The organism is Acinetobacter guillouiae (genome assembly GCF_002370525.2).
Classification (GTDB): Bacteria; Pseudomonadota; Gammaproteobacteria; order Pseudomonadales; family Moraxellaceae; genus Acinetobacter; species Acinetobacter guillouiae.
Genome location: NZ_AP014630.1, coordinates 3,413,202 through 3,426,088 on the forward strand (window position 1 = coordinate 3,413,202; position 12,887 = coordinate 3,426,088).

A 12,887-nucleotide genomic window follows, 5' to 3' on the forward strand; every position below is an offset into this window, starting at 1 on the left:
CGTGAATGTGAATAATTCACCTCCACCTTCGAGCTTTGCTCAGGAACTTGCTCAAGCACTCTTGCTTGAGCAAGTTCGCTTTATTAAAAAACAACTCTTAGATCAAAAAAATCCGCAATTTATTCAAAATTTTATTTCCCAAACCTATCAAAATGCAGACAAAATCCTTTTAAAAAATGTGATTCAACTTGAGCAACTGCAATCTGTGGTGCAAAAGTATGCTTTTGAATTGAATTTAGGCGCAGATATTCTTGAATTTATCGGTGTCGTCGCTCAAAAAATTCATCAATATGCCATTCATAGCCAAACCATTTTCAATGATCTACTCTCAGATGAATCTTTTGAACTGTGGATGTTTAAAATCTTAGAATTAGAACAATTAAGAGACTATATTCAAGAAAACTTACAGCACAACCCGCAGATTCAACAGGTTAGCCTACAGCTTGCCAATCAGATTTTAGAAAGCAACACCCCTTGGCTCAACCAGCTACGTCAATACACCGTTAAACACAACCGTATTGGTGCGAAAGTCATCAGCTTTATTCAAGATCAACAACACAATATTGAGCTTAAATTAGAACAGCAACTCGCTACTGCTATCCGTAGCCAACTCAGCAATATCATTCTACTGCCTAATGAAGACCTAGCAGATATCGCCACACATGTTTGGAATGAAGTTAAGCAACGCTCATTAAAAGAGGCTTTCTCTCAAGTTCAATCCATTGATTTTGAGGAATTCTTTATTCTTGTTTATGAAACTTGGAAAGAATTACGTCAAACAGAATATATGCAACAAGTCATTTTAAATGTTGTTGAAGCATTTTATGAATACTTTGGGGAATATAGCTTACAAGAATTACTACACTCTGTTGGCTTAGATCAAAACGATTTATTTATCGAAGCAGATCGCTTTATTCCGCATACACTAGGTGCTTTAGATCAGCATGGCTTATTGGATGAGATCATTCAATCCTTGATTGCGCCATTCTACCTTGACACGCAAACACAAAGATTTATAGAAAATTATTTAGCAGAAAAAGCTTAATCAAATATTCAACTGGATTTTTTCAGTATTCTAAATATTCATAGCACAATGATAATTTTTATCTGTATCTAGTGATCTTTTGATGATGCACAAAAAAAGAGACCATGCAGTGAGCATGGTCTATAAAAATGGTGGCTATGACGGGACTTGAACCTGTGACCCCCGCATTATGAGTGCGGTGCTCTAACCAACTGAGCTACATAGCCATAAACTGTGTGCGCATTATCTAAAGTTATCTACCCTACGTCAAGCATTGAAACACACCAATGATCATACTTTAAGCAATTGATATTTAAATGTTTAAAATTAATACATATTTATGTTTTTATCGAAAAAAACAGCTTAATAAGTATCGCAAATAAGGAAGGAATTAAGCTCTCCCCCCTATTTATCTCTAAAAATCGATAGCAAAAAAAAAGAGAGTGGCTTACCACTCTCTATTTGCAACAAGCTCTTCCATTTCAATATCGAGATACCCTTGGTCTTGTACCACCATCATCATTGCTTCAGCAATATAATCAGCTGCAGTACCATCCAAAGAAGAATCAAGATCTTCAAACTGTGGTTTCATTTCATTAATTTCAGTCACAGTCAGTTTTGCCATAGAATAAATTTCTGCATCACTAAAGCTGGTTTTTGCCACTTTTTTAGCAAAATTTTCAATAAGTTGCTTAACCTCAGCAACTAGAATATCTGGATAATATTCATCATCGAACATTGGGAGAAGTAGATCGTTAAACATTGCAACCTAAAATAAAACAGCAATTCACGCGCTTATATAACACAAACCATACAATTCACCAAATTGATCGAGCAATTTAACTGATTAATTTTTCAGATGTAGATGATCTAAATTTTAAAAAAAGATCAAACAATATCAGAGGCTATTGACCATTCATCATTAAATTGCAGATCGCATGGCTTGCCATACTTTAATTGCATCCGACATTGCTTTTACATCATGTGCACGCACCATACACGCGCCTTGTTGAATACTGAGCAAGTGTGCAGCAACACTACCAACAGCACGATGATTCGCATCTGCACCGTCTAAAGCTTCACCAATGAAGCGCTTACGAGATAAGGCAGATAAAATTGGATAGCCCATGTTGTTCAGTTGATAAAACTCATTGAGAAGCTTTAAATTTTGTTGCGCATTTTTAGCAAAACCAAAACCAGGATCTATCATAATATTTTTGGGGTGAATTCCTGCCTGTAGTGCATCATCTACGCGTTGCTGTAATTCAGCAATTACCTCTTGAGTAACATCGTCATACTGGTCAAGATGATTCATTGTGGTTGGCTCGCCTCGCATATGCATAATAATCACAGGGATATTGAGCTCTGCAGCAGCCTCTAAGGCATGTGGACGAGTTAAGGCACGGACATCATTCCAAATATGTGCACCAGCCTTAACCGCCTCACGAATGACTTCGGGCTGTGAGGTATCTATTGAAATAATGACATCCAATTTGGCTAATTCAGCAACCACAGGAACAACACGACGTATTTCTTCGGCAATCTCGACTACAGATGCACCCGGGCGTGTAGATTCACCGCCAACATCAATCACTGTCGCACCATCAGCAATCATTTGCTTGGCATAAGCAACAGCTTGATCTTTTTGATCATGCTTCCCACCATCGCTAAATGAATCAGGAGTGACATTCAAGATACCCATGACATGTGCTTGTGATAAATCCAGACTTAAACGCCCACATTGCAAAATTTGCTTGGGTAGTGGCATCAGTTGCATGTCAATTCTCCGTATTCAATTCAGGCTAGTTTAACAATTCAAATCAATGGCACAGTGATTTTTTTTCATCTGTGAATTTTTTCGTATAAAAAAAGAGCCTCAATTGAGGCTCTTGTTTATTCACTGACTGATCAGGTCGCTGGTAATGGTGGTGGTGTTGATGGACCATCTGTAGGTGTTACATCAAGCACTGGATTTTCAGCAACATAAACCTTAGGTGGCTGAGGATCACGACCTTCCATGATGTCACGGATTTGATCACGATCAATCGTTTCCCATTCCATCAAGGCTTTTACCATTGCATGTGCAATATCTTTGTTATTTTCAAGAATATCACGCGCAACACGATACTGTTCATCCAAGATACGACGTACTTCTTGGTCAACCTGTTGTTGTGTTGCTTCAGAAATCGTACGGCTACCGACATTTCCGAAGAAACCATTCTGGTTTTCATCTTCATAGACCATCACGCCCATTTTGTCTGACATACCATACTTGGTCACCATCGCACGTGCCATTTTGGTTGCACGTTCAAAGTCGTTAGAAGCACCCGTTGACATTTGATCAATGAAAACTTCTTCTGCAATACGACCACCGAATAAGATTGAAAGTTCATTCAACATCTTAGACTTGTAATGGCTGGTTTGATCATGTTCTGGCAACTGCCAAGTTACACCCAAAGCCCAACCACGTGGCATAATTGTTACTTTATGCACAGGGTCAGTCCCTGGAAGAATTTCTGCAACAATGGCATGACCTGCTTCATGATATGCAGTCGCGCGACGTTCTTCTTCACGGATCACCATCGACTTACGTTCAGGGCCCATGTAGATCTTATCTTTTGCATCTTCAAAGTCATGCATATCGACGGTGTTCTTGTTACGACGAGCTGCAAACAATGCAGCTTCATTGACAAGATTCGCCAATTGCGCACCAGAGAAACCAGGTGTACCACGTGCCAATACTTTAAGATCAACACCTGTTACCGAAGGAAGTTTCTTCAAATGCACTGCTAAGATCTGTTCACGACCTTTAATATCTGGCAGACCCACCATCACTTGACGGTCGAAACGCCCCGGACGAAGTAATGCTTTATCCAGTACATCCGCACGGTTTGTTGCAGCAATGACGATAATCCCTTCATTACCTTCGAAACCATCCATTTCAACAAGCATTTGGTTGAGTGTTTGTTCACGTTCATCATGACCACCACCTGTACCTGAACCACGATGACGACCAACTGCATCAATCTCATCAATAAAGATGATACATGGTGCATGGCGTTTCGCCTGTTCGAACATGTCACGCACACGAGATGCACCAACACCAACGAACATTTCAACGAAGTCAGAACCTGAAATACTAAAGAATGGAACTTTGGCTTCACCAGCAATCGCTTTCGCAAGTAAAGTTTTACCTGTACCTGGAGGACCAACCATCAATACGCCTTTAGGAATTGTTGCCCCTAAGCGTTTGAATTTTGCAGGGTCTTTCAAGAAATCAACGATTTCCACAACTTCTTGTTTTGCTTCATCACAACCAGCAACATCGGTAAAGGTCACTTTGATTTGGTCTTCTGAAAGCATTTTTGCTTTAGATTTACCAAAACTCATTGGACCATTTTTACCGCCTGCACCACCACCCATGTTACGCATAAAGAACATGAACAATAAAATAATTAAAAGCACAGGAAAGCTTGCGATGAGAAGTTGCATCAATAAACCTTGACGTTGAGGTGCAGTACCTTCAACAACAACGTTATTTTTGATGAGTGTAGGCATCAATTCAGGATCTTGAACTGCTGGGCGAATACTTTCAAAGTTCGAACCGTTCTTTTTTTCGCCGCTTATTCTTTCACCATCAATTGTGACTTTACTAATTTGACCAGCATTCACCGCTGTGACGAATTCTGAATAATTCATCGCAGAAGGCTTACTGCGGTCACTGAGATTGCTGAAGATTAAGATCAGCACACCCAGTATGACCAGCCACAATACGGCATTTTTGAAGTAATCGCTCAAAGCTTTATTCCCATATATAACTATTTTGATCAGGCTCAATCTTGCTTGATCGTAACAAAAAGCGAGTAATGAATTTCGCAATAAAGGTTAAAAAGGTACAAAATGCACAATTTTTAACAACTTGGCAAGCATTTGTTGGCAATTCATTACGAAGAATGAACATACCTCAAAAACACCACCTATTGCGAAACTTTTTTACGGCCCTGTCCAATTAAAAAAACTTCTTTTGAACGTGCACGTGAAGCAGCTGGTTTTGCTGTTTTTAACACATCAAAACTATCCACGACTTGCTTTCGGAACTCATCAAAACCAGTTCCTTGGAAAACTTTAACTAAAAACTGCCCTTTTGGTCCAAGAACCTTGTTGGCAAAATCTAACGCAAGTTCACACAAGTAAATCTGGCGAGGTTGATCTACAGCCCTATTACCTGATGTATTGGGGGCCATATCTGAAATTACAACGTCTACAGTGCGTCCATTTAAAATATTTAACAATTTTTCGAAAACTTCTTCTTCTCTAAAGTCACCTTGTAAGAAGGTTACATCAGGCAAAGCATCCATTTCTAAAATATCTGAAGCAATCACTAAACCTTTATCGCCGACCAGTTTACCTGCGATTTGCGACCAACTTCCTGGCGCAGCACCCAAGTCAACCACGGTCATCCCTGGTTTAATCATTTTGTGTTTTTCTTGAATTTCAAGAAGTTTATATGCAGCACGAGCGCGGTAACCTTCTTTTTGTGCTTTTTTCACAAAAGGGTCATCTAAATGCTCTCTCATCCACGCACGACTACTTTTGGATAACTTCTGGTTGGTAATGCGTGTAGCCATAACTCTCTTGATCTAAACCGATAACTAACTTCTGATTGTACGTGAAAAAAATTCTCATTGCAGTATTCATATTGATTTAAATCGACAGATATTGATATGTTTTTTTGAATAAGCTTCATCGATTATTTCTACAGAATTTACAGCGTAGTGATATGGCTTTTGTTATACTAAGTCGTTTCTAAAATTAGGTTATCTTTTATGGCGGCTCTATCTATCCAAGAACGTAAACGTTTACGTCAAATCGGACATGCGTTAAACCCTGTTGTAATGCTTGGCGATAAAGGCTTGACTGAAAGTGTCGTTGAAGAATTAAACCGTGCTTTAAATGATCACGAGTTAATTAAAGTCAAGGTTACAGGTGAAGACCGCGAAGCACGTGCTGCAACGATTACTGAAATTGCCAATGTCACTGGTGCGGAAGTTGTTCAAACAATTGGTAAAATTGCATTGCTTTATAAAAAAGCTGCGAAACAAAATCCAAAATTGTCTAATTTAGTTCGCCACGCTCATCTTTCAAATTAAGATTTATTTTCATGGCAAGTTTCGAACTGAATGCATTTGATCGTCGTTTTCAAAGTATCTCCCTAGTTGGTGCAATTGAACAAATTAGCCCATATACGCTCAATGTCGGTTATTGGTTAAGAGATCCCAATCAATTCATAATTTATCCTGAACTGGTTACAGCAAATCCACGGCAGGATTTCCTTTGGGAAAATACCTGTTTTGAGATTTTTATTGGTGTGCAAGGTGAAGATTATTATCGTGAAATTAATCTATCCCCTTCTCAAGCTTGGCAAGCTTACCAATTTGAAGAATATCGTTATCCTGAAAATATACCACCAGTCGCTGCTTATGACATTGAATTAAATCAGTTAAAGCGCACGCATTATGGATTAAATGTCAGCATAGATCTTAGCGAGTTCATGCTTGCCAATAAATTAAAATGGTCAGACTTATTTTTGGGTTTAAGCGCTGTTTTAAATACCACGCAAGGTCAACATTTCTTTGCCATGCAACACAGTGGCCAACAAGCCGACTTTCACAATAAACGTGATTGGTTATATACATTTTAAAATACGCTTATGTAAACTGTGCTTGAAAATAAAAAAGTGAGGCAACTAGCCTCACTTTTTTATTGCCATTTCTAAGAGAAATGGCTTTCCTCAAAACATAAGTTTTACATAACTTATTGTTTTGTTGTTACTTTATTCCAAACTTCTAAAGTATGATCTTTTGAACGCTTTAAAGTTTCAGTTAACTGTACTTTATGTTTGCTCGAAATTTGTGAAACATCTTCACGAATTTCTTTACCAACTTCAGTTAACTCTTTCACTAAAATGCTTAATTCTGCTTTTAAGAAATCAGCCAATTCAACCAAATCTTTTTGTGAAGTTGAAAATTGTGATTTGATCACATCAAGACGTTGTACTAAATCTTGTTTAAAGTTTTGTACTTGATCTTGAACTTGCTCAGTTAATTGCTCTGATTCTGCTTCAAGTTTAGTTTTAGTTTCGGTAACCGCTTCAGCAACTTTCTGCTGCGCTTCTTTACCTAACTTCTCTAAATTTTCCGTAGTTTCAGTCACAACTTCTTTCAAAGCAGCAGTCTCTTTTGCTACTTTATTTGTAACAGTTTCTTTAGATGTAGTCATATTGATTCCCCCTGGAATGTGAGTCAATAAGATACATTGAAAGGATAAATTTTAGATTTTGATTTGTCTGACAATATTTAAATACTTACAATTTCAAACAATTCACTTGAAAAGCAGAATTAATGCTAAATAGCAAGGCATTTATCTTAGATTATCCCTCGAAATAAAATAGACTTTCGAGAGGCTCATGCGTATAATGCGCTGTTAAGTTACAAGCGAGCAGACAAGAGGAGGGTAGGATTTAGTAAGCCTTCCTTTTTTTTCGTCTACTCGCTTTTTTACAGCCCTATTTTTGTGGTTTTAGTTCAGGAGCTATGGTTTGAGCACCCCCGCCATTTTAGCCCTTGCTGACGGTACTGTTTTTAAAGGTACATCGATCGGCGCTACGGGAAGTACGACTGGTGAAGTCGTTTTTAACACTGCCATGACTGGTTATCAAGAAATTTTGACCGACCCTAGTTATGCACAGCAACTTGTAACTTTAACTTATCCTCATATCGGTAATACTGGTTGTAATGAAGAAGACGCTGAATCAGGTCGAATTCATAAAGTTTGGGCGAATGGTTTAATCATTCGTGACCTACCGTTATTACACAGCAATTTCCGAGCTACTCAGTCTCTTGGCGAATATTTACAACAACATAATGTCGTTGCCATTGCAGATATCGATACTCGTAAATTGACACGTATTTTACGTGACAAAGGCGCACAAAACGGATGCATTCTTGCCGGCGATAATATTACTGAAGAAGAAGCTATTGCAAAAGCACGTGCCTTTGGTGGTCTAGATAGTTTAGACCTTGCGAAAGAATGTTGTGACCCAGAAGGTTTTGAATGGACCGAAGGCTCATGGACATTGGGCCAAGGCTTTTCTCAACCAGAAGCAAAATTTCATGTTGTTGCATACGATTATGGTGTCAAAACCAACATCTTACGTATGCTTGCAGACCGCGGGTGTAAATTAACTGTTGTTCCTGCACAAACACCTGCTGAAAAAGTATTGGCGTTAAATCCAGATGGCGTGTTCTTGTCAAATGGACCTGGCGATCCAGCAGCATGTGATTATGCAATTGCAGCAGTAAAAACCATTGTTGAAACTACAAACCTACCTGTTTTCGGTATTTGTTTGGGTCATCAAATTCTAGCTTTAGCTTCTGGCGCTAGAACTGTGAAAATGCCACATGGTCACCACGGTGCAAACCATCCTGTACAGAACCTTGAAAATGGTACAGTGATGATTACTTCTCAAAACCATGGCTTCGCAGTAGATGCAGAAACTTTACCTGCAAACCTCAAAGCTACGCATAAATCTTTGTTCGATCAAACCCTACAAGGTATTCATCGTACAGATAAACCTGCGTTTAGCTTCCAAGGTCACCCTGAAGCAAGCCCTGGTCCACATGACTGTGCCCCATTGTTCGATCATTTCATCGAACTTATTGAAGCATCTAAGAAGTAATTAAGGAAGCGATCATGGCTAAACGTACAGACATTAAAAGCATCTTAATTATTGGTGCGGGTCCGATTGTCATCGGGCAAGCATGTGAGTTCGATTACTCAGGTGCACAAGCATGTAAAGCCCTTCGTGAAGAAGGCTACCGTGTTATTTTGGTGAACTCTAACCCAGCCACCATTATGACTGACCCAACTATGGCAGATGCAACGTATATCGAACCGATTACGTGGCAAACTGTTGCACAAATCATTGAGAAAGAACGCCCAGATGCGGTTCTTCCAACAATGGGTGGTCAAACGGCATTAAACTGTGCATTGGCACTTGATGCCAACGGTATTTTAGAAAAATACAATGTTGAATTGATTGGTGCGACCAAAGAAGCCATCGAAAAAGCGGAAGATCGCAAACTTTTCGATATCGCAATGCGCAAAATTGGTTTGGAATGCCCACGTGCTGATGTTGCAGAAAGCATGGAACATGCGCTTGAAATTCAAGCCCGTTTCGGCTTCCCTGTGATTATCCGTCCATCATTTACCATGGGTGGTTCAGGTGGTGGTATCGCCTATAACAAAGAAGAATTCATTGAAATCTGTGAACGCGGTTTTGATCTTTCTCCAACCAAACAATTATTGATTGATGAATCATTAATTGGCTGGAAAGAATATGAAATGGAAGTTGTTCGTGATAAAAACGACAACTGTATCATTGTATGTACCATTGAAAACTTCGATCCAATGGGTGTCCATACAGGTGACTCTATTACTGTTGCACCTGCACAAACTCTGACAGATAAAGAGTTCCAATTACTGCGTAATGCTTCTTTAGCGGTGCTACGTGAAATTGGTGTAGAGACAGGCGGATCAAACGTTCAGTTCGGTATCAACCCGAAAGATGGCCGTATGGTTGTGATCGAGATGAACCCTCGTGTATCTCGTTCTTCTGCGCTTGCGTCTAAAGCAACAGGTTTCCCTATTGCCAAAATTGCAGCAAAACTTGCAGTGGGTTATACCCTTGATGAATTGAAAAATGACATCACTGGTGGAACAACGCCTGCATCGTTTGAACCTGCAATCGACTATGTTGTAACCAAGATTCCTCGTTTTAACTTCGAGAAATTCCCACAAGCTGATGCAACACTCACTACACAGATGAAATCTGTGGGTGAAGTCATGGCAATTGGTCGTAACTTCCAAGAATCGGTACAAAAGGCACTTCGTGGTCTTGAAGTCGGTGCTTGTGGTTTCGATGAGAAAATTGCAGTAGGTACTGAAGGCGCGAAAGATAAAATCTTGGTAGAGCTTAAAGTGCCAGGTCCTGAGCGTATTTGGTATGTTGCTGACGCATTCCGTCATGGCTTCACATTAGATGAAGTATTTGCTGCAACCAATATCGATCGTTGGTTCTTGATTCAAATCCAAGACATCATTCAGTCTGAAGAACAAATCAAAACTTTAGGTTTTGGTGATTTGAACGCTGACAATATCCGTGCATTTAAACGTAAAGGTTTATCTGATTTACGTATCGCAGACTTGATGGGCATTTCGCAAAAGCAATTCCGTAAGCACCGTTGGAACTTGGGTGTATACCCTGTTTACAAACGCGTAGATACCTGTGCAGCTGAGTTCGAGTCAGATACTGCTTACATGTACTCAACTTATGATGACGAATGTGAAGCGAATCCATCTAACCGTGACAAGATCATGGTGATCGGTGGTGGTCCTAACCGTATTGGTCAAGGGATCGAGTTCGATTATTGCTGCGTTCACGCTGCCCTTGCAATGCGTGAAGATGGTTATGAAACCATTATGGTCAACTGTAACCCTGAAACGGTTTCAACTGACTATGACACATCTGATCGTTTATACTTCGAGCCGATCACTTTAGAAGACGTTTTAGAAATCGTACGTACAGAAAAACCAAAAGGTATTATCGTACAGTACGGCGGTCAAACACCTTTGAAATTGGCTCGTGCTTTAGAAGAAGCAGGCGCACCAATTATCGGTACGTCTCCAGATGCGATTGACCGCGCAGAAGATCGTGAACGTTTCCAACAGATGATTCAACGTTTGAATCTTCGTCAACCAAGCAACAGCATTGTTAAATCTGCTGAAGAAGGTATGGCTGAAGCATCTAAAGTGGGTTATCCGTTGGTTGTACGTCCATCTTATGTCCTTGGTGGTCGTGCGATGGAAATCGTATACAACGACGACGAACTTAAACGTTACTTGCGTGATGCTGTACAAGCGTCTAACGAAGCGCCTGTACTGCTTGACCATTTCCTTGATGATGCAACTGAAGTCGATGTTGACTGTGTATCTGACGGCAAAGATGTGGTAATCGGCGGTATTATGCAACATATCGAACAAGCAGGTATTCACTCTGGTGACTCAGCATGTTCAATTCCGCCTTACTCTCTTTCTGCAGAGATTCAGGATGAAATGCGTCGTCAAACCGTTGCTATGGCGAAAGAGCTTGGTGTGATTGGCTTGATGAACGTACAGTTTGCTGTTAAAGGTAATGACGTTTATATTCTTGAAGTGAACCCACGTGCGTCTCGTACAGTACCGTTCGTTTCTAAATGTATCGGCGAATCATTAGCAAAAGTTGCAGCACGTTGTATGGCGGGTCAATCTTTAGAATCTCAAGGATTCACAAAAGAAATTATCCCAACGCATTTTGCTGTAAAAGAAGCAGTATTCCCGTTCAATAAATTCCCAGGTGTAGACCCGATCCTTGGACCAGAAATGAAATCTACTGGTGAAGTGATGGGTGTTGGTACAACTTTTGGTGAAGCTTTCTATAAAGCTGTGTTAGGCTCTAATGATCGCTTACCGGGTAAACCAACTGAAGGTGAAGTGAAGCACGTATTTATTTCAGTACGTCATTCAGATAAACCTCGTGCCGCGGGTATTGCGAAACAATTGGTTGATTTAGGCTTCAAAATTATCGCAACTGGCGGTACTTATGATGTCATTAAAGACGCTGGTATTGAATGTGAACGTGTGAATAAAGTAACAGAAGGTCGCCCAAATATTGTCGACCGCTTGAAAAATGGCGAGATTCACCTCATTATCAATACTACAGAAGGTAAACAAGCTCAGCAGGATTCATTCTCAATCCGTCGCTCTGCGCTTCAAGGTAAAGTGTATTACACAACAACCTTGAATGGTGCTGATGCTGTATGCCAAGCTTTAGCAATTAAATTGCCAATGGATGTATATCGCTTGCAAGATTTGCAAACACTAGGTTAATTCGTTTTCGATAAGTCCCGCCATCTTATCGGTGGCGGGCTTTTTTCATTTTATAAACCTGTATTTTTAAAATACTGAACTGAGGGACAACAATGCAACGTTATCCTATGACTCCTGAAGGCAAGGTCGCCTTAGAGAAAGAATTGCAACAGCTAAAATCTGTTGATCGTCCACGTATTATTGCTGCAATTGCAGAAGCACGTGAACATGGGGATTTAAAAGAAAACGCAGAATACCATGCAGCGCGCGAGCAACAAGGTTTTTGTGAAGGTCGTATTCAAGACATCGAAGGTAAACTTGGTGCTTGCCAAGTCATTGATGTTAAAGGACTCGAACAAACAGGTCGTGTGGTTTTTGGTGTGACAGTAACCATTGAGAATTTGGATACTGAAGAAAAGAAAACCTATAAAATTGTAGGTGATGATGAAGCTGACTTTAAGATCAATAAGATCTCAGTGAACTCACCTATTGCGCGTGGTCTTCTTGGTAAGAATGAAGGCGACGAAGCCAAAATCACCACACCACAGGGTGAAGTGGAATATGAAGTGGTGAGTGTTGAATATATTTAACACATACTAGGGCTGATGATTCAGCCCTTTTTATTGGGCTAAAAATATAATATCAATAACAAAAACGAATCACTTTTATATTCAGTCATCAATCATTGACTAAGACAAGCAGACTCAAAATATTTTTTGTCAAAACTCAAGATAAAACAGCCAAAGATAGAAAAATTAAAAAACAGTCAGATCAGAATAATCCTACATTCACCCAGAAAATAACACTGCTCGCCTATCCATTGAATAAATATCAAACATCATCCATACATCGCTCAGATCTTGCGCCAAGCTAAATAAAATGCCTCGGCCATATAGAC

The 12,887-nt window shown here is 39.8% G+C and carries 11 protein-coding genes and 1 tRNA gene; 6 read left to right on the top strand and 6 right to left on the bottom strand.

The genetic code is table 11. The features are described from left to right. Position 1 precedes the first annotated feature (1 nt). Positions 2-1,045 carry a hypothetical protein gene (locus AS4_RS15985; RefSeq protein ID WP_004823222.1) on the top strand — a complete coding sequence of 348 codons (1,044 nt, stop codon included), beginning with the start codon at positions 2-4 and terminating at the stop codon, positions 1,043-1,045. A 129-nt stretch (positions 1,046-1,174) separates the two neighbouring features. On the opposite strand, the gene AS4_RS15990 is transcribed toward AS4_RS15985, so the two are convergent. The 5 genes from AS4_RS15990 to rlmE form a co-directional block, all read right to left on the bottom strand. Next, positions 1,175-1,251 (bottom strand) — tRNA-Met (locus AS4_RS15990). 221 nt (positions 1,252-1,472) lie between these two features. Continuing rightward, positions 1,473-1,787, bottom strand: coding sequence for a DUF5713 family protein (locus tag AS4_RS15995; RefSeq protein WP_004717317.1), 315 nt, complete (start codon positions 1,785-1,787; stop codon positions 1,473-1,475). Between the two features lie 159 nt (positions 1,788-1,946). Beyond that, complete coding sequence (folP, locus tag AS4_RS16000; RefSeq protein ID WP_096734809.1) at positions 1,947-2,801, bottom strand: dihydropteroate synthase; 855 nt, start codon at positions 2,799-2,801, stop codon at positions 1,947-1,949. Between the two features lie 131 nt (positions 2,802-2,932). Continuing rightward, positions 2,933-4,822 (bottom strand): ATP-dependent zinc metalloprotease FtsH, encoded by a 1,890-nt coding sequence (gene ftsH / locus AS4_RS16005; protein WP_004823226.1) that lies wholly within the window; start codon positions 4,820-4,822, stop codon positions 2,933-2,935. Between the two features lie 179 nt (positions 4,823-5,001). Further along, positions 5,002-5,652: a 23S rRNA (uridine(2552)-2'-O)-methyltransferase RlmE gene (gene rlmE / locus AS4_RS16010; protein ID WP_004717323.1), complete on the bottom strand. Its 651-nt coding sequence runs from the start codon at positions 5,650-5,652 to the stop codon at positions 5,002-5,004. 198 nt (positions 5,653-5,850) lie between these two features. Here rlmE and yhbY point away from each other — a divergent pair, with 198 nt between their 5' ends. Beyond that, positions 5,851-6,174, top strand: coding sequence for a ribosome assembly RNA-binding protein YhbY (gene yhbY / locus AS4_RS16015; protein ID WP_004717326.1), 324 nt, complete (start codon positions 5,851-5,853; stop codon positions 6,172-6,174). Between the two features lie 11 nt (positions 6,175-6,185). Beyond that, the gene (locus AS4_RS16020; RefSeq protein WP_096734810.1) at positions 6,186-6,725 is read left to right on the top strand and encodes a DOMON-like domain-containing protein; all 540 of its coding nucleotides are present in this window, start codon (positions 6,186-6,188) and stop codon (positions 6,723-6,725) included. A gap of 113 nt (positions 6,726-6,838) precedes the next feature. On the opposite strand, the gene AS4_RS16025 is transcribed toward AS4_RS16020, so the two are convergent. Next, positions 6,839-7,303, bottom strand: coding sequence for a hypothetical protein (locus AS4_RS16025; protein ID WP_096734811.1), 465 nt, complete (start codon positions 7,301-7,303; stop codon positions 6,839-6,841). Between the two features lie 319 nt (positions 7,304-7,622). On the opposite strand from AS4_RS16025, the gene carA reads away from it, so the two are divergent. The 3 genes from carA (at position 7,623) to greA (ending at position 12,579) form a co-directional block, all read left to right on the top strand. Continuing rightward, positions 7,623-8,762, top strand: a complete 1,140-nt coding sequence (gene carA / locus AS4_RS16030) for a glutamine-hydrolyzing carbamoyl-phosphate synthase small subunit (protein WP_096734812.1) — start codon at positions 7,623-7,625, stop codon at positions 8,760-8,762. A 14-nt stretch (positions 8,763-8,776) separates the two neighbouring features. Continuing rightward, positions 8,777-12,010, top strand: a complete 3,234-nt coding sequence (gene carB / locus AS4_RS16035) for a carbamoyl-phosphate synthase large subunit (protein WP_096734813.1) — start codon at positions 8,777-8,779, stop codon at positions 12,008-12,010. A 92-nt stretch (positions 12,011-12,102) separates the two neighbouring features. Then, complete coding sequence (greA, locus tag AS4_RS16040) at positions 12,103-12,579, top strand: transcription elongation factor GreA (RefSeq protein WP_004717337.1); 477 nt, start codon at positions 12,103-12,105, stop codon at positions 12,577-12,579. The last annotated feature ends 308 nt before the right edge of the window (positions 12,580-12,887 follow it).